The organism is uncultured Bacteroides sp. (genome assembly GCF_937912035.1).
Classification (GTDB): Bacteria; Bacteroidota; Bacteroidia; order Bacteroidales; family Bacteroidaceae; genus Phocaeicola.
This window is the reverse complement of sequence record NZ_CALDPF010000035.1, coordinates 181,211-198,544: the sequence shown is the minus strand read 5'-3', so window position 1 is coordinate 198,544 and position 17,334 is coordinate 181,211. Positions and strand designations below refer to the sequence as shown.

The 17,334-nt window shown below is 39.0% G+C and carries 16 protein-coding genes; 11 read left to right on the top strand and 5 right to left on the bottom strand.

Features of this window, described 5'->3' with window-relative positions; genetic code table 11:
• The first annotated feature begins 15 nt into the window (after positions 1–15).
• The 3 genes from ftsH to Q0486_RS10105 are packed head-to-tail and all read left to right on the top strand — an operon-like array spanning position 16 to position 3,407.
• On the top strand, positions 16–1,851 hold the full coding sequence (ftsH, locus tag Q0486_RS10115) for an ATP-dependent zinc metalloprotease FtsH (RefSeq protein WP_299232580.1): 1,836 nt from the start codon (positions 16–18) through the stop codon (positions 1,849–1,851).
• A gap of 33 nt (positions 1,852–1,884) precedes the next feature.
• Positions 1,885–2,700, top strand: a complete 816-nt coding sequence (locus tag Q0486_RS10110) for a 1-acyl-sn-glycerol-3-phosphate acyltransferase (protein ID WP_299232578.1) — start codon at positions 1,885–1,887, stop codon at positions 2,698–2,700.
• Positions 2,701–2,705: 5 nt separating this feature from the next.
• Complete coding sequence (locus Q0486_RS10105; RefSeq protein WP_299232576.1) at positions 2,706–3,407, top strand: CDP-alcohol phosphatidyltransferase family protein; 702 nt, start codon at positions 2,706–2,708, stop codon at positions 3,405–3,407.
• 210 nt (positions 3,408–3,617) lie between these two features.
• On the opposite strand, the gene Q0486_RS10100 is transcribed toward Q0486_RS10105, so the two are convergent.
• Positions 3,618–4,103 (bottom strand): porin family protein, encoded by a 486-nt coding sequence (locus Q0486_RS10100; protein WP_299232574.1) that lies wholly within the window; start codon positions 4,101–4,103, stop codon positions 3,618–3,620.
• A gap of 1,214 nt (positions 4,104–5,317) precedes the next feature.
• On the opposite strand from Q0486_RS10100, the gene Q0486_RS10095 reads away from it, so the two are divergent.
• The 3 genes from Q0486_RS10095 to Q0486_RS10085 all read left to right on the top strand — a co-directional run bounded on the left by Q0486_RS10095 (position 5,318) and on the right by Q0486_RS10085 (position 8,653).
• Positions 5,318–6,142, top strand: a complete 825-nt coding sequence (locus tag Q0486_RS10095; protein WP_299232572.1) for a DUF3805 domain-containing protein — start codon at positions 5,318–5,320, stop codon at positions 6,140–6,142.
• 102 nt (positions 6,143–6,244) lie between these two features.
• Positions 6,245–8,110, top strand: coding sequence for a ribosomal protection-like ABC-F family protein (abc-f, locus tag Q0486_RS10090; RefSeq protein WP_299232570.1), 1,866 nt, complete (start codon positions 6,245–6,247; stop codon positions 8,108–8,110).
• Positions 8,111–8,113: 3 nt separating this feature from the next.
• The gene (locus Q0486_RS10085) at positions 8,114–8,653 is read left to right on the top strand and encodes a hypothetical protein (protein WP_299232568.1); all 540 of its coding nucleotides are present in this window, start codon (positions 8,114–8,116) and stop codon (positions 8,651–8,653) included.
• 92 nt (positions 8,654–8,745) lie between these two features.
• Here the strand turns inward: Q0486_RS10085 and yihA are convergent, their stop codons facing one another.
• Entirely contained in the window at positions 8,746–9,351 is a 606-nt protein-coding gene (yihA, locus tag Q0486_RS10080; protein WP_299232566.1) for a ribosome biogenesis GTP-binding protein YihA/YsxC, read from the bottom strand.
• Positions 9,352–9,387: 36 nt separating this feature from the next.
• Entirely contained in the window at positions 9,388–10,848 is a 1,461-nt protein-coding gene (locus tag Q0486_RS10075; protein ID WP_299232564.1) for a sodium:solute symporter, read from the bottom strand.
• An 87-nt stretch (positions 10,849–10,935) separates the two neighbouring features.
• Between Q0486_RS10075 and recR the strand changes: the two genes are divergently transcribed.
• Genes recR through Q0486_RS10060 form a run of 3 tightly spaced genes read left to right on the top strand, consistent with a single transcriptional unit; the run spans position 10,936 to position 12,545 of the window.
• Entirely contained in the window at positions 10,936–11,553 is a 618-nt protein-coding gene (recR, locus tag Q0486_RS10070) for a recombination mediator RecR (protein ID WP_299232561.1), read from the top strand.
• A gap of 18 nt (positions 11,554–11,571) precedes the next feature.
• The gene (locus Q0486_RS10065) at positions 11,572–12,033 is read left to right on the top strand and encodes a hypothetical protein (RefSeq protein WP_299232636.1); all 462 of its coding nucleotides are present in this window, start codon (positions 11,572–11,574) and stop codon (positions 12,031–12,033) included.
• A gap of 2 nt (positions 12,034–12,035) precedes the next feature.
• Positions 12,036–12,545 (top strand): GNAT family N-acetyltransferase, encoded by a 510-nt coding sequence (locus Q0486_RS10060; RefSeq protein ID WP_299232559.1) that lies wholly within the window; start codon positions 12,036–12,038, stop codon positions 12,543–12,545.
• A gap of 4 nt (positions 12,546–12,549) precedes the next feature.
• Here Q0486_RS10060 and Q0486_RS10055 read toward each other — a convergent pair whose 3' ends face one another.
• Both Q0486_RS10055 and Q0486_RS10050 read right to left on the bottom strand, forming a co-directional pair.
• Complete coding sequence (locus tag Q0486_RS10055; RefSeq protein WP_299232557.1) at positions 12,550–13,140, bottom strand: YqgE/AlgH family protein; 591 nt, start codon at positions 13,138–13,140, stop codon at positions 12,550–12,552.
• Positions 13,141–13,163: 23 nt separating this feature from the next.
• Positions 13,164–13,649, bottom strand: coding sequence for a GNAT family N-acetyltransferase (locus Q0486_RS10050; RefSeq protein ID WP_299232555.1), 486 nt, complete (start codon positions 13,647–13,649; stop codon positions 13,164–13,166).
• Between the two features lie 136 nt (positions 13,650–13,785).
• Between Q0486_RS10050 and Q0486_RS10045 the strand changes: the two genes are divergently transcribed.
• Together Q0486_RS10045 and Q0486_RS10040 are read left to right on the top strand one after the other, a co-directional pair.
• The gene (locus tag Q0486_RS10045; protein WP_299232553.1) at positions 13,786–14,430 is read left to right on the top strand and encodes a YwqG family protein; all 645 of its coding nucleotides are present in this window, start codon (positions 13,786–13,788) and stop codon (positions 14,428–14,430) included.
• 36 nt (positions 14,431–14,466) lie between these two features.
• Positions 14,467–17,283 (top strand): hypothetical protein, encoded by a 2,817-nt coding sequence (locus Q0486_RS10040; protein WP_299232552.1) that lies wholly within the window; start codon positions 14,467–14,469, stop codon positions 17,281–17,283.
• The last annotated feature ends 51 nt before the right edge of the window (positions 17,284–17,334 follow it).

The window sequence follows — 17,334 nt, the reverse complement described above, 5'->3', positions numbered from 1 at the left end:
TCAAATCGTTATTATATGAAGAAAAAACAGGTAAAGACAATTCCATGGAATGGGTTTATTTATGGGATAATGATAGTTCTCATTTTAAACTCGTTTGTATTTCCATATCTTTTTAATAAACAGATTGTTGAAACTGATTATGGAACATTTATATCTAATGTAGAAAAAGGAGAAGTTCAGGAGGTCAGTATAGACCAGAACTGTATATATTTTGTTACCAAAGAAGATGGTAAGCAGATCTACTATAAGACAGGCGCCATTGATGACCCTCAATTGGTTGACAGATTGTTGAATGCCAAGAGTACAAATGAAACTGGCAAAATAGTATTTAACAAGCAGATACCGAAAGAGAATTCTCCTTTAGTCAATTTTATGCTGATGTGGATTGTCCCCGGTATAATTTTTTATCTTCTCTGGTGGGGAATGAACAGTCTTATGAAAAAGAAAATGGGTGGTTCTTCAGGCAATTTCATGTCATTCGGTAATAGTGGTGCTAAAATTTATGCAGATTCGGAAGTAAAAACTACATTTGCCGATGTAGCCGGTCAGGAGGAAGCAAAAGAAGGACTTAATGAGATTGTTGATTTTTTGCACAATCCTTCCAAATATGCAGCAATTGGTGCCAAACTTCCAAAAGGAGCCTTGCTGGTAGGTCCTCCGGGAACAGGTAAAACTTTAATTGCCAGGGCAGTGGCCGGTGAGGCTAAAGTCCCTTTCTTTGCCATTTCGGGTTCAGATTTTGTGCAGATGTTTGTAGGTATGGGTGCAGCCAAAGTTCGAGATCTGTTTATGCAGGCAAAGGAAAAAGCTCCGTGCATAATATTTATTGATGAAATAGACGCCATAGGTAAAAAGAGAAATGCAGGACCAATGGGAGGAAATGATGAACGCGAGCAAACACTTAATCAGCTATTGACAGAAATGGACGGTTTCGACGGTAAGAAGGGTGTTGTAATACTTGCAGCTACCAACCGTCCTGAAAGTCTGGATAATGCTTTGCTTCGTCCCGGACGTTTTGACCGTACGGTGATTATGAATCTGCCTGATTTGGAGGGTAGGAAGGCTATACTTAATGTACATCTGAAAAACATTAAACATAAAGATATCGATGTAGATCTTATAGCACGTGCCACAGCCGGTTCGTCTGGCGCCGAATTGGCTAATATAGTAAACGAAGCTGCATTGCTGGCTGTAAGGACAGGAAAGGAGTATGTTAGTACGTCCGATCTTGAAGAATCTGTAGAGACTGTAATAGCCGGTGCACAGAAAAAAGGAATGGTTATCTCAGAAAATGAGAAGAAAATTATAGCATATCATGAAATAGGCCATGCTCTGGTAGCTGCAATGCAGACACATTCGGCTCCTGTACATAAGATTACCATTATACCTCGTACATCGGGCGCTTTGGGATATACCATGCAGGTTGACAGTAAGGAACAATATTTGTTGACTAAAGAAGAATTGTTGAATAAAATTACTACATTTACCGGTGGACGTGCTGCCGAGAAAGTAGTATTTGATGTGATAACCACAGGAGCTTCTAATGATATTGAGCAAGCTACACGAATTGCCAGATCAATGGTATCCAGATATGGCATGAGTGACAAATATGGTATGATGGCACTCGAAACTGTCAACAATGCCTATTTGGGAGGAGATACCACGTTGACATGTTCCCCTGCTACGGCTGCCGATATAGATTCTGAAGTTCGTGCTATAATAGAAAATGCTTACGAAAAGGCTGTAGAAATTATAAAGGCTAACCGTAAGAAGATGGACGAATTGGCAGACTTCCTCTTGGAAAAGGAAACTATTACCGGAGAAGAATTTATGGAAATACTAAACCGATAAAAAGTTATGTTGTAAGAAAAAAATGAATTGATTATGCCACTTCTGACAGTAAAAGAGTTACAAGACAGTTCTTATATCTTCAGAGGAAAAATCGGAAAGATTTTAGCTCAAGGACTTATGGATATCTCATGCGTTTCGCGTATTAATGCCCTGTATGACAGATATCCTACCTTGAAAGGTCCGGATTTTACGAGTGCTATTCTGGAAGATTTGGGAGTACAATATGAAATAAAGAATAGAAATGCCATAAATGTATTGCGTGAAGGAGCATTTATAACCATAAGCAACCATCCTTACGGAGGCTTGGACGGTTTGATACTTGTTGATTTTATAGGACATTTCAGACCTGATTATAAGGTTATGGTCAATAAGGTGTTGGGTAGGATAAAAAATCTTGATGATAATTTTATAGATGTCATTCCTACAGGACGTAAACAAGGTAAACCGGAAAATGAAAGTATTCATGGAATAAGAAGCGTAGTAGGGCATGTCTATTCCGGACATCCGGTTGGCATATTCCCTGCCGGTGCAATATCTGATGTCAACTTGTCAAAGTTTCGTATCGAGGACAGGCAATGGCAGGAACCGGTTATTCGTCTTATTAAGAAATTGCGTGTTCCTATTCTTCCAATCAGGTTTCTGGGAGGAAATTCTTCCTTGTTTTATAGCCTTGGGCTTATTGACTGGAGAATAAGGCTTATGAAATTACCTTCGGAACTTTTCAATAAGAAAGGAAAAACCGTGAAACTCATATTGGGAAATGTAATAAGTCCTGAACTACAGGATGAATACAGTGATATTGAAGCATTTAGGACCTTTTTAAGAGAGAATGTGTATAATTTAAAATAGTTTTTATGAAAGAAAAGAGTAGTGAAACTTCTGTAAGGATACAGACTTCCATTTTGAATGGTGTAGAGAAAAAAGCCTTGACATTTTTGGCTGACAGACAGCCAAGGTGGATGACATCGAATATTCTTACGGGTATAGGAACGTTTGGTGCGATAGTGATATCATTGGGGTATATTCTATCGCAAATAAATATTAATTACTTGTGGCTTAGTTCTTTGGGATTTGTTATAAATTGGTATGGCGATTCGCTTGACGGCACTCTGGCAAGAGTAAGAAACAAGCAAAGACCGATTTTCGGATATTATATTGATCATACGGTAGATATCATAAACGAGCTGCTTATTTTCTTAGGGTTAGGTCTTTCCGGACTTATATGTTTTGACCTGTCACTTTTTATACTTATCGTATATATGATGTTAACGCTTAATGTAAGTATAAATGCGCATCTCAAAAAAGAATTCAAGCTTACATACGCCAAACTTGGACCTACTGAATTCAGGGTCTTGGCTATAATTTTCAATACCGTTTGCATATACTGTCCTGCCCTAAGTGATTCAGTGATGGAAATTTCCGTGTTCGGTAAGGATATAGTTCTTGGTTTATTGGATATAGCTGGAGTATTTGTTCTTCTGGTCCTGATAATTATGTATATAGTGACAGTACTTAATGATATCAAGGATTATGATAAGATTGATCCTATGAAATAGTCTTTATGTTTACAACTTTTACAAAGATTCGTATATGGCTATTTAGGAATATTCAATAAAATCTACCCAAAATACAAACAGTCAACTAATTCATAAACAAAACGTGAATTAGTTGACTGTTTTCTACTGTTTAATGAGTATCTTTTTTTAATTCATATTCTATTTTATTTTCGGTAAATCCGATTTTCTTTTGAAAGATAAAAAATCTTTTTAGAACTTATACATCAAAGAAGCCATTGGAACGAACTGAGTTCCATCAATTATTTGTGCCTTCAACTCAACTCCAACGGCAAAGTTATCAGTAAAATCATAGCTTCCGCCGATACCTAAGTTAACTCCGAACTTACCGTCAGAATCACTTATACCTTCATATGAAGCTTTAGCCTGCATATATGTTAGACCAGCCAATGGATAAAGTTTATACTTTTCGCCTCTAAAAGCATTCCAGTGAACATCTGCATTGATATCCCACCATTTCATTGTAAGGTCCTCGCCATATTTATCTTTGAAATAATAGTTGAAACTTCCAGCTACATCGAATGCGTCGTTAATGCCGTACATTACTCTACCTCCAAGAAATGGTTTTTGGATATCTGTTCCATAACCAATATTCAAACCAACTGACCAAGATCCTGATTGTGCAAAGCTTGCTACAGAAATAAATGCTGCAGCTATTGCCATAAATAACTTTTTCATAATAATTTTTTTTAGGTTATACTTAATAATCGCTTATGCCAAAAATAAATGATAAAAAGTTAAAATCAAAATAATAATAATATTTATTTCAATATGGCTGTATTTTTTTTACGATATGACTATATAATTGGGATTTTACTTAAAATTCAAGATTATTTCTGTTTATAGGCTTAAGTAATTTGTTACAGTGATTGGGGTGTATTTTTAGAATATTTGGATGAAGAAAAGTATCTGGCTAAATTAAAATATCATATAAAAACTAATAAAAAAAATCTCAGTCTGATACTATGATATTCTGCTAACTTAAGTAGCGTCTTTAAGAAAGGTGGTCTAGGTATATTCCTTTACATTAAACAAGTTGATCAACTGGAAATCTATCATAAAGCGGGATGAAATTTTATAGGTAGCAAAAATGTCGGCTATATAGAAATTACTGGTATTTCCCTCATTATTCTTAATTGAAAAGTCTATATATGTTAAATTAATAGAATAGTTGATGTTCATCAACGATAATATAGTTATGTCAACATTTGGTATTACTCTAAAGGCATTTTGGATACTTTCAATATTCTGATCATTTCACGGGCAAATAACTTAAAGTGATTATTTGGATTAAACTCGTAATAAAGGGATGAAGACCAAATTGCCTTATCGTAAGGGTTTCGTTCTGAATCGCCGTACTTGTAATTATGATGATAATAATTGATATGGAAACTCAAAACAGAAACATCCGCAAGCTCAATGCCATGTAAGGTTGACTTAAACTGTCAGTACATACTACTTAAGTATGCCTTAAAGTTGAATGTTACAGGTTCACATACTGTACTTCAACCCAAACTGTTGTTTGTAAACAATTGCATGTGGTAAAGCTGATAAACCAGTCTTTTTGTTTCCCTCATATACATACAAGTCCTGCGGGAATAACTTGAAAAATAGAATATAAGGAGATATTAAATACGTCATTATATTTTCTTATATTTATGCTTATATTTCCTATAAATAACAGTTCTGTTTTTATAAACTACACTGTGGTTTATAGAAATTACACTGTGGTTTATATAAATACAATTTATATTTATAGATTTTCTAACCATAAAAATAGCTTTATATCAGCACGAAAACTTGTTTTGACGGGGAAAAAGTTTTTTGTTTTATTCTATAAAGCATTATATTTGCATACAGAATTAAGTATTAACATCTAAACTATCTCATATATGAAATATATTTCTCCCGGTTCATGGTTCTCGCTGGAATATCCGGCAGGATGGCATGAGTTTGAAGATACAGAAGACTGCTTCCTTTTTTACAATCCTGAAAAGTGGAACGGTAATTTCAGAATCTCTGCTTTCAAAGGGCAGGACAAGAAGTATGCCGAAGAGTGTATGGACTATGAATTGAAGAACAACCGTACTTCACGACTGGTGAAGGTGGGAGAGTGGTCGTGCGTCTATTCAACTGAGAATTTCCAGGAAAACGGAAATTGGTACACTTCGCATCTGTGGATTACAGGAAAGGGTGACATCTCTGTGGAATGTTCTTTTACTGTGGCTAAAGGAGAAAGTATGAAACCTGCAGAGAGCATTATAACTTCGTTGAAGGTGAGATGCGAGGGAGAGAAACCTTGGAAAGAGGTCATCCCTGTGCGTGTACTTGAAATCAATGCCATAAACGAGAGCTTCGACTGGGCTGTGATGACTATCAAGAAACAGCTTACAAAAGATTTTACTTCATCAGAGGCTGATATTGCAAGCATTCAGAAAGTGATGGACAGCGGCAAGTTCAATAACAGTCAGCGTCAGGCCTGGGAGTCCTTCGGAATGGCTTTCGGCGCCATACTTGTCAATGAAATGGACGGTATGGAATGGGTGACTGTGATAGACGGACAGAAAGAGTATCCTGCACTGAAGTTTGCCGAAACTGATGTTATGGTGTATCCACAGCAGTTGGTATGGAGCAGGGTTAAGAACGGTAAGTCATGTAGCCTGAAAGCTGAATTCGAAAAGATAAAGGAAGAGGTAGAGAAGGCGATAAATAAATAATTAATAATTAAAAATTAAGAATTGGTTGCGGTTTGCAGGAATTTATAAATTCACAAACTTACAAACTCATAAACTCATAAACTTACAAACTCATATTCTTAAATGACTCCATATTTACAGGTAGAAAATCTTACCAAATCGTTCGGTGATTTGGTTCTATTCAATTCAATATCTTTCGGAGTGGCCGAGGGACAGCGCATCGGTCTGATAGCGAAGAACGGCTCCGGAAAAACTACTTTGCTTAACATTCTTGCCGGAAAGGAAGGCTATGATGATGGAAAGATTACTTTCCGTCGCGACCTTCGTGTTGGCTATCTTGAACAGAGTCCGCATTATCCAGACGATATAACAGTGCTTGAGGCATGTTTCTATCATGGTACTCCTGTGGTGCAGCTCATAAAAGAATATGAGAAATGTATGGAAACCGAAGGGAACCCCGGACTGGAGGACTTGCTGGCACGTATGGAGCACGAAAAGGCATGGGACTACGAAAGAAAGGCAAAACAGATTCTTTCTCAGTTGAAAATCAGGGATTTCAATCAGAAAATAAAGCAACTGTCCGGAGGTCAGCTCAAGCGTGTGGCTCTAGCTAATGTGCTTATCACAGAGCCGGACCTGATTATACTTGATGAGCCAACCAACCATTTGGACCTCGATATGACAGAATGGCTGGAGGAATATCTCAAGCGAGGTACTCTGAGCCTGCTTATGGTGACTCATGACAGATATTTCCTTGACCGTGTATGCTCCGAGATTATCGAGCTTGACAATAAGCAGGTATATTCATATACAGGAAACTACAGTTACTATCTCCAAAAACGCCAGGAGAGGATTGATGCCGCCAATGCGGAAATAGCAAGGGCCAACAACCTCTACCGTACCGAACTGGAATGGATGCGCCGTATGCCGCAGGCACGCGGACACAAGGCGAGATATAGGGAGGAGGCTTTCTATGAACTGGAGAAAGTGGCTAAAAGAAGAATGAACGATTCGAACGTGAAGCTGGATGTGAAGGCTTCTTACATCGGTTCTAAGATATTCGAGGCTGATCATCTTTATAAGAGTTTCGGCGATTTGAAGATTCTTGACGATTTCTCATACATCTTTGCTCGATATGAAAAGATGGGTATTGTGGGAAACAATGGTACAGGAAAGTCAACCTTTATAAAAATCCTTATGGGATTGCAAAAGCCTGACAGCGGACGTTTGGATATAGGTGAGACAGTGCGTTTCGGTTATTATTCGCAGGAAGGACTTCAGTTTGACGAGCAAATGAAGGTTATAGACGTGATAACTGATATTGCCGAAGTGATAGAGCTGGGTAACGGCAAGAGGCTTACGGCATCGCAGTTCCTGCAGCATTTCCTTTTCACTCCGGAGACTCAGCACAGCTACGTATATAAGTTGAGTGGTGGCGAAAGACGACGCCTGTATCTCTGTACTGTACTTATGCGTAATCCTAATTTCCTTGTTCTGGACGAGCCGACGAATGACCTTGACATTGTGACTTTGCAGGTATTGGAAGAATATCTTCAGAACTTCAAAGGATGTGTTATTGTGGTAAGCCACGACCGTTATTTTATGGATAAGGTGGTAGATCATATCCTTGTGTTCAACGGTCAGGGTGATATCCGTGATTTTCCGGGTAATTATTCTGATTATCGTGACTGGAAACTTGCAAAGCAGGATCGCGAAAAGGAAGCTGCCAAACCAAAGGAAGAGAAAACTCAGAAGGTGCGCCTGAACGACAAGCGCCGCATGACCTTTAAGGAAAAGAAGGAGTTTGATCAGCTTGAAAAGGAAATAGCTGAACTGGAAGCGGAGAAGAAGGCTATAGAAGATGCTCTTTGCAGTGGTACATTGAGTGTGGACGAGCTGACTGAGAAATCGAAGCGTCTTCCGATACTTACTGACGAGATTGATGAGAAGACCATGCGCTGGATGGAACTCAGCGAAATTGAGGGATAGGATATGGATTTCCGTAAGAGACTCCTTCAGCGTTTGAGTCAGGACGACATACACGAGATATGTTTTCTCACTCAAGGTACGGACAACGACAGTCTGAAAGAAGAACTATATACCCTGATATCTGATGAGGATGTCAAGGTTTCATATAATGCCGTGTGGGTGTTTACCTATTTTGACCTGTCGAACAGTAAATGGCTGTATGCAAAGCATGACGAATTGATTGATAAGGTTATATCTGAAAAGCATGAGGGAAAGAAACGTTTGCTTCTCACTCTTCTGTTGAGGCAGCCGTTTGAATGTGACACTTTGCGTACCGACTTTATTGATTTCTGTTTTGAAACTATACAATCGTCTCACGAATCGTGTTCTAATCGTGCTTTGTGTATGAAGCTGGCATATGAGCAGTGCAGGTTCTTTCCGGAACTTCTGTCTGAATTAAGCAATTGTCTTGAAATAATATCTGCTGAGTCTTTATCTTCAGGACTGAAGACGGCCAGACGTAATGTGATGAAGAAGATATTGAAAGATGTACGTTTTGTGTAGGTAATGTTTTGTATTTCTTGTTCAGAAAACGATTATAAAAATTATAATCCGCTATATACTTCTTTGATAGATGTATGAAGCGGATTAATTTTTTATTGTTCTTTCAATGATTTGTTGATACCGTCTATATAGCCAAGTATCTCCTGTCTGCCAGTTCCGTTTTCAGATGAAGAAATAAAATGAGGAGGCAATTCTTCCCATTGCTCTTTCAGCTTGTTCAAGTAGTTGTTTACGTTCTGTCTTGTCTTGCCTACAGTCTGTTTGTCGGCTTTTGTAAATATAATTGCAAACGGAACGCCGTTTTCGCCAAGCCATTCTATGAATTCAAGGTCGATTTTCTGAGGCTCATGACGGCTGTCTATTAATACAAAAAGGCAGGTAAGCTGTTCGCGCTCAAGAACGTAGTATTCTATGAGGTTCTTGATCTTTTCCATCATCTTCTTGCCTCTCAATGCAAATCCATATCCAGGAAGATCGACAAGATACCATTCTTTGTTGATCAGGAAATGGTTGATAAGCAGAGTCTTACCAGGAGTGGATGAAGTCATGGCGAGCTTTGGTTTCTTTGTCAACATATTGATAAGGCTGGATTTTCCCACGTTGGAACGGCCTATGAAAGCATATTCCGGTATATCCGATTTTGGACACATATCAGCTCTTGAGCTGCTTATTGTGAATTCTGCACTTTTTATTTCCATATATATGTCTTTTATAAATTTTCTAACAATTAAAAACTAACAACTTATCCTTTTCTTTCCCAAACTCAATGCGGCAAGTCCCATAAATGTGAGAAAACCGTTGAACATCAGCATTTCGTAACCGAACTTGTATCCTGTGGCATTGAATGTGAGAATGTCTATTATGTAGCATATGGCAGGTGATAAAATTGCTATATAAGGTACATATTTGTCGCGTGGCCTTAATTTAGTGAAAAGTCCGAAGCAGAAAAGTCCCAGTAGAGGACCGTAGGTATATGATGCAAGTGTATATATAGTGTCTATCACGCTTTGGCTGTCTATGGCTTCGAATATCAGAATACATGCCACGAACACTATGCTTATACCAAGATGAGTGATTTTTCTTACTCTCTCGGCTTTCTTTTCACTATATCTGTCCGTATTCAGAATGTCTATACAGAAGCTTGTAGTCAGGGCGGCTAGGGCGGAATCGGCACTTGAGAATGCTGCCGCTATTATTCCTATGGTGAAGAAAACCAGTACCGCATATCCCAGATGTCCGCCTGCCGCAAACATCGGAAGAAGGTCATCGCCTTTGGCCGGAATTGTTATGTTCATCTGTGTGGCTGCTACCATGAGCAGGATACCCAATGAAAGGAAAAGCAGATTTACCGGCACGAAAGATATTCCGTAACAGTACATATTTTTTTGTGCTTCTTTAAGATTACGGCAGGAGAGGTTCTTCTGCATCATGTCCTGGTCAAGTCCTGTCATTACTATGGTTATGAATATCCCACTGAAGAACTGCTTGAAGAAGTTCTGTTTAGACTGCCAGTCGTCGAAAACGAAGATGCGGCTTTCGCTGCTGTTCTTTATGGTGTCTATCACTCCGCCTACATTCAGGTTCAGCTTGTCTGCCACATTATACAATATCAGTCCCAAAGCAAGCAGGAGACACAGTGTCTGCAGGCTGTCTGTCCATACTATCGTACGTATGCCGCTCTTGTGTGTATATAGCCATATCAGCAATACGGTTCCTATGGCTGTCACGGCAAACGGTATGTTATAGTCATCAAATACGTAGTGTTGCAGGATAATGCATACCAGATATAGTCTGGCGGCCGCTCCCAGCATTTTGGATATGAGGAAGAATGAAGCCCCCGTCTTGTATGAATATCTGCCTATCCTTTGCCCCAAATATGTGTATATTGACGTAAGGTTCAGCTTATAGTATAGGGGTAGGAGTACGTGGGCAATTATCAGATAGCCCACAAAGAAGCCCATACATGTCTGCATGTAGGTCATGTCTATATTTTTCACCATGCCTGGTACAGAAACGAATGTTACTCCGGACAGTGATGCACCTATCATTCCGAATGATACTATATACCATGGTGACTGGCGGTTGCCACGGAAGAATGCATCGTTGTCCGAATGTCTGCGTGCAGTTATACGCGATATGCCAAGTAATATTCCGAAATAGATTATTATTGTAATTAGAATGAATATGCCGTTCATGTTAATAGTAAATTAAAGCACAAAGATAATCAGATTTTTTGTATTTTTGCGGCTTGAAGTAAACTAACAAACTCAAAAAAAGACACAATGAACCAACAATATCCATCGGTACTTTTGGAAAAGGCCGTTGACGAGTTTTCACGATTGCCGGGTATAGGAAGAAAGACTGCGATGCGTCTTGTCCTTCATCTTTTGCGTCAGGATACCGAGGCCGTAGAGGCGTTCGGCAATGCGATAGTCACATTAAAGCATGAGGTGAAATACTGTAAGGTATGCCATAATATTTCGGATACGGATATCTGCCGGATATGTTCCACTCCTTCGCGCGATTCTTCAATTGTGTGCGTGGTTGAAAATATCCGCGATGTGATGGCTGTAGAGAATACCCAGCAGTTTAACGGATTGTATCATGTGCTGGGCGGTGTGATTTCTCCTATGGATGGTGTGGGGCCGAATGATTTGCAGATAGACAGTCTTGTGGATCGTGTAAAGGCCGGTGGAGTGAAAGAGATAATTCTGGCATTGAGCTCTACTATGGAGGGTGACAGTACCAACTTCTATATCTTCCGCAAACTGAGCGGACTTGATGTGAAGGTGTCCGTGATTTCGCGTGGTATTTCGATAGGTGATGAACTGCAATACACAGATGAGGTTACTTTGGGACGTTCTATAGTAAACAGGATTGAGTTTACAGGTAAAATGTGATAAAATGAAAATTGAATGATGGAAAAGAAAATAGACAGATTGCTTAGACTGCTTAAAATAGAGTTTGCTGTTACATGGGTAATTATTATATGCCTGATAGCTGGATATGAAAACGGTATTCTGGAGGAAGGAGCTCTGGTTGGTGATTCCAAAGCTGTATATGTTGCCCAGTTGACCGGAGTGTTACTTGCAATATGCCTTATCCCTATGTCGTTGCGTATATTCAATCTGTCGCTGACAAAATATATCAGGAACCTTGATATTGATAGTGCTTTGAAGAGTTACCGCCGTTGGAGTGAGGTAAGGATTATACTGCTTTTGGTAGTGGCTGTATTCAATATATCTCTGTATTACTGGACCATGGATACAACAGGCCTGCTTTGCGGTGCAATGGCAGTACTAGCCTCGATGTTCTGTGTACCGGGTAAGAAAAGACTGCTTTCGGAACTAGACTTGCTTAAGGAAGAGGAGGAATCATGAGTATGGATATAATACTTCGTGCCCCAGAACCGGAAGATCTTGGCATCATGCTGGATATAGAAAATGATTCGGATTTGTGGATACATAATGGTGATAATACCGGACCTTATTCACGCTATCAGATGAAACAGTATATTGCCACCAACACTAACGATATATTTACCGACAAACAGTTGAGGCTGATGATTGTATTGCCTGACGGAAAGGTGGCTGGAATAGTGGATGTATTCGATTTTGATGTGCGTAATAACAGGGCTGAGGTTGGAATTGTAGTATTGTCCGAATTCAGAGGAAAGGGTATTGGGCGAAATGCTCTCCGTATGATAGAGGAACACTGTTTCGGATTTTTGAGCATGAACCAGCTGTATGCGTATGTAAGATGTGATAATGAGGCCGGGCGTGAAACTTTCCTTTCTTGCGGATTTACAGAAACTGCCGTCCTCAAGTTGTGGATACGTCGAGGACAGCAGTATTATGATGTTTGTATGTTTCAGAAGATAGCCGACAGGTAGTACCTCAGTTCATTGTTGGAAATTTGGGATATTTAGCCCATGTGCTGTATGGCTCTCCCATGTCATTCATGCAGTTCATCCATAATGACCTGTAGTTTTCCTTGAACAGTCTGTCTTTCGGAAGTTCGCTCACAATCCATGTGTCTTCTTCCATTTCGGACTGCAACTGTCCTTCTTCCCATCCGGCATAACCTAGATAGAAACGTACTCTATCTGAAATTGGATTACCGGATTTGATATAATCTATCATCTGATTGAAATCGCCATTCATGAACAATCCGTTTTTCAAAGGAAGCGAGTCTTTTATTTCTTCAATATCGTGTATGAAGAACATCGTGTCACGTCCCACGGGGCCTCCTTTATAGACCGGTATTGCAGGTACATCTTCCAGATCTTTTACCAGGTCGTTCAATGAAACATGGTATCTGAAGTCTTTATTCAAGACAACACCCATGTCGCCGTTATCTCCATGGTTCACCATAAGTATCACTGTACGTGCGAAATGGTAATCATTAAGCAAAGGCGATGCAAGTAATATTCTGCCTTTCTCGGGAGTAATATTATTTGATTTTACTTGAAATATATCTTCTAACATTCTGTTATTTAGTGTTTTTGGGGTTATAGTATCAGCTCGTAGTCTATCACATCAAGGTATTTACCGAATTTCATGCCTACTTTCTTAAAATGTGAAACGCGTTCGAAACCTAATTTTTCGTGAAGTCTGAAACTGCTTTCATTTCCTTCTGTAATGCAGGCTATCAGAGTCAGGAAATTCCTTTCGCGGCATATCCTGATAAGTTCATTCATAAGTTGTTTTCCTATGCCGCGGCCTGTATATTCCGGTGATACATAGACTGTTGTCTCAAGTGTACGGCTGTAAGCGTCTTTTTCTTTCCAGGGATGGGCATAGCAGAAACCTCCTATCTTTCCTTCAGGCATTCTGAAAACTATATATGGATAAGCAGACGAAAGAGCCTGTATGCGTTCCGACATTTTTTCTACACTCCACTCTTCTGTGTCGAAAGTGGCTACGCTTTCACGTATATAGTGATTATATATGGCAGTTATTTCTGTAGCGTCTTTTATTGTTACTTCTGTTATCATTGGCTTTATTTTTGGATATTTATAACAAATATACTACAATTCTTTTAATAATTTGTCAAAATACTTTATTTTTATAAATATAATTGTTATTTTTGTTTATATCCGAAATTAGTGTTTATATTCAAAATATAATACTATGAAACCTATTCATCTTATATTGTCAAATCTATGTGGAAAGTTACCTTGCGGTTCTTCCCACTTTTGGGGAAATCCTGATTTGCCCTTGGGATATTCATTCCCTGAATATGTTGATGACGAAGGAAACAAATGTTATTATGACTTCTTGTGTCAGATTAATCTGGCAGATGTGGCTCCGTATGATATTGGCAATATTCTTCCACACACCGGAGTACTATCGTTTTTTGCAATAATGGGAAATTATGTTGGAGATTATTATAGCTGTACCCCTATTGGTGGTGTAGTAAGTGACGTTAATGCCGTTAAGGTTATGTACTTCCCTTTATCGGAAGATGTTCGCGAGGTAAATCTTGATAATGTTGATAAAGGGTTTGTGCCTCCACATGAACTCAAGATTGATTTCAGTCTGAAAAAAGAAAATTCGGACGAACATGCTTTGTTGGCGGAACCGCAGTTTAGACAATGGGATAATTGGGATACTCCTTATGAGGACTGGCAGATTTTATTGCAGATAGATTCGTTCGAAGGTGATGATTTCGTCCTGAATTTTATGGATGTAGGAGTGCTTGACTTCTTGATTTCTCCTTTTGATTTGAAACAACATTGTTTCGAAAATGTCCGTGCTATTGTTCTTTCGTCGTGATATTTTTAATTTCTAATAATCATTAAAGTCCAATATATGAAAAGATTACTATTTCTTATATCTGTGATGATTTTACTATTGTCAGAGGTAAATGCTCAGGTTGATTATCTTGTAAATACGGTTAAACCTGTAAAATCGTATATGTATGAAGCATACAGGTATGGTGGAACAAATTCTAAGAAGATGAATATTAGCGGAGGATTGAAATGGCAGGGAGGTTTTACCATAGGGAGTTCTCAGGGACCTTACAAACCCGGGTATGCAACGTTCAGGCTGGGAGGAAAGTATGAAAACATAATGTTTGTGCTGGGGCGTATCTATGATCCGGAATCATTGGACTATGATCCGGCGGTCGTAACTGTTTATGCCGATGGAAAGAAGATTATGGATGAAGTTGTACGTAGGTATGATGTCCCAAGACGAATGAAATTGAATATAAAGGGAGTTGATGAACTGAATTTCGTGATAGTGAAAGGTGAGGACAGAATAGCTTTTGCTGAGGCTACTTTATGGAAATCTGGTCAGACGCCCAAAGAGACAGGAAATCTTATAGCCAAGGCTACAAAACCGATACAGCTCGTTAAAGATTTACGTCCCTATGCGCAGGTAAATCATTATTGTATTTCTCCGGATGATGAGTATAAAACAGTCTTTGTAAATGCTAATAAGTACCATTATGGATTTATCTGCAAAATGACAATGGCTCTAATTGGTGTACAGCCGGGTAGCTCTTATTTTAATCTTAGGGGACAATATGAAACATTAAGCCTACTTGCCGGTCCGGTAAACAATGACAAGAGTAGCGGTGGGAAAGGATGGATAACAATAAAGGCTGACGGTAAGATAATTCATGAGTATGAAATTTCGCAGGATGATATAGCTAAACGTATAGTATTGAATGTAAAAGGCTGTCAGCAACTGTCATTTCATACTGAGCAGTCAAATCAAAGTATGTATGCCGCTATAGTAGATGCTACATTATATCCCGAAGGAACTTTTAAGAACGAAGGAGAAAGTCTGGCAGAGGATATAAATCCAAGGTTGAAGACTTTGCCTGACGTATGTAAATTGATATCAAATATACCTCCGTATGCCGTAGGAGGTCAGATTGAACATCAGGTTTATGATGGTTCATCAGACCATATAACGTTTTCAATGGGAGGAACCAGGTTCAGCGAGGGTTTTATTCTTTATGAAAAAGCAGATTTCTGGAACGATAATATAATCTCTTATGCGGTTTTTGATTTGGGCAGAGAGTTTGATTATGTAAGTTTCACTGCTGGATATGTTGGTAAAAGTTGGAATATGACCAATGATGTGATAAGGGTTTATGCTGATGATGAAATGGTACTGCAGGCTCCTATGAAGGCCACATATCCTAATCAACATTTTGTTATTCCTATAAAGAAATGCAGGAAACTGAGGTTTGAAAACGGTGGTTCCGGAAATCTGAATGTCGGGGCTTACGGAATTGCGGATATTGTTGTGTATAGAGGAGAACCTGTAGAGAATGATCTTTTTGTTCATCCCAAACCTTCATGTCCTGATGAAATAGATTTGATTGATTTGGGAGCACCTTATATACATTACGTGAGTACAAAGGCTGATTCTAAGGATGAAATATTTTATGATGGAACGACTCAACGCAGGTACTTCCAGATGCCTGACGGAACACGTATAAATAAAGGTTTCATGTTGCAGACCAGTGTGCATTTCTCTCTTGATCATGGTGTATTGGCATCAGGTACTGACAATGCTACGTCAGGTATTATTGGTAGTGCTGCAGTAGGTTCTGCGTTTGTATCTGCCGGTGCTGCAGTGGGGGGAGCTATAGTTGGAAGCACACTCATAGGTGCTGCTGCATTATTGGTTCTGGCTGCAGGTGGTAATGCTATAGAAAACTCTTGTGCCGCATTCAATACTTATGGAGAATATAATAGTGTGACATTTACAGTAGCCTGTTTGCGTCCGTTTACTGAAAACAGATCAGATTATAAAGAGACATTGCTTATCGGAGCAGACCAAATGGTTGTTGCTGAACTGACAGTTTATGAGACTATGGAACCGCAGACGGTAACAGTTCCGATAAACGGTTGTGAACAGCTTATGTTCTGGCTTGCAAATACGAATAATACTTCCGGACAGTTTGTATTCTATGACATAAAACTTACGAAAGATGTGCTACAGCTTGATATACCTAAAGCAGCCAGATTGTCACAAGGGGTTGTTACTTCACCTGTTTATACAGAGAAGAGTATGGCTGTCAAATGGAAACGTCCTGCATTTTCCGGTTCTCAAAAAGTAGATGCATATATATCAGACTGTACTTATGCTTATAATGAGACTTTGAAATTGATAGAGGATACCAAACCTTTTTATAAGATACACACACATTATCTTGAAACGTCCTTGGGTGACGTATGTAAGGCTGTATCGATAATAATAGATGATCCCGAAAGGATAAATAATGGCGATTATCTTGATTTTGTCAGAGAATATGATGCATGCGCTGAAGAGCTCAAGCGGCTTAATACTATCAACGGCAAATTGATAGATCTGGCAGTAGGGTATGTAAATGCAAATTTGGGCTTGCCTGAGCTTGGATTTAAGGCAATATCATACGGAAAGATATTAAAGACAGGAAGGGAAACTGTCAAGCAATGTAAGGCTATGGTGGAAATGATGATTGTAGAGAAACAGGAAGAAATTGCATTCTTGGAAGCATGTCTGAGGAGTGCACGTGAAATAGATGGTGTTAGCAGTACCAGATATACTATGATATGTCCTTTGTTCGAAGGTGAAACGCCACCGTCTGATATGTTGCAGTTATTATCAAAATTTAATGTAAAATAGTTTCTGAATGCCATGATAATGTCATATTTGTATGATTTTGTCATGGCATAT

Coding starts and splice junctions, on each gene's coding strand:
- Q0486_RS10105 (WP_299232576.1), top strand. CDS start 2,706: ATGAAAGAAAAGAGTAGTGAAACTTCTGTAAGGATACAGACTTCCATT.
- Q0486_RS10045 (WP_299232553.1), top strand. CDS start 13,786: ATGAAACCTATTCATCTTATATTGTCAAATCTATGTGGAAAGTTACCT.
- recR (WP_299232561.1), top strand. CDS start 10,936: ATGAACCAACAATATCCATCGGTACTTTTGGAAAAGGCCGTTGACGAG.
- abc-f (WP_299232570.1), top strand. CDS start 6,245: ATGACTCCATATTTACAGGTAGAAAATCTTACCAAATCGTTCGGTGAT.
- Q0486_RS10085 (WP_299232568.1), top strand. CDS start 8,114: ATGGATTTCCGTAAGAGACTCCTTCAGCGTTTGAGTCAGGACGACATA.
- yihA (WP_299232566.1), bottom strand. CDS start 9,351: ATGGAAATAAAAAGTGCAGAATTCACAATAAGCAGCTCAAGAGCTGAT.
- Q0486_RS10110 (WP_299232578.1), top strand. CDS start 1,885: ATGCCACTTCTGACAGTAAAAGAGTTACAAGACAGTTCTTATATCTTC.
- ftsH (WP_299232580.1), top strand. CDS start 16: ATGAAGAAAAAACAGGTAAAGACAATTCCATGGAATGGGTTTATTTAT.
- Q0486_RS10075 (WP_299232564.1), bottom strand. CDS start 10,848: ATGAACGGCATATTCATTCTAATTACAATAATAATCTATTTCGGAATA.
- Q0486_RS10055 (WP_299232557.1), bottom strand. CDS start 13,140: ATGTTAGAAGATATATTTCAAGTAAAATCAAATAATATTACTCCCGAG.
- Q0486_RS10050 (WP_299232555.1), bottom strand. CDS start 13,649: ATGATAACAGAAGTAACAATAAAAGACGCTACAGAAATAACTGCCATA.
- Q0486_RS10095 (WP_299232572.1), top strand. CDS start 5,318: ATGAAATATATTTCTCCCGGTTCATGGTTCTCGCTGGAATATCCGGCA.
- Q0486_RS10040 (WP_299232552.1), top strand. CDS start 14,467: ATGAAAAGATTACTATTTCTTATATCTGTGATGATTTTACTATTGTCA.
- Q0486_RS10100 (WP_299232574.1), bottom strand. CDS start 4,103: ATGAAAAAGTTATTTATGGCAATAGCTGCAGCATTTATTTCTGTAGCA.
- Q0486_RS10060 (WP_299232559.1), top strand. CDS start 12,036: ATGGATATAATACTTCGTGCCCCAGAACCGGAAGATCTTGGCATCATG.
- Q0486_RS10065 (WP_299232636.1), top strand. CDS start 11,572: ATGGAAAAGAAAATAGACAGATTGCTTAGACTGCTTAAAATAGAGTTT.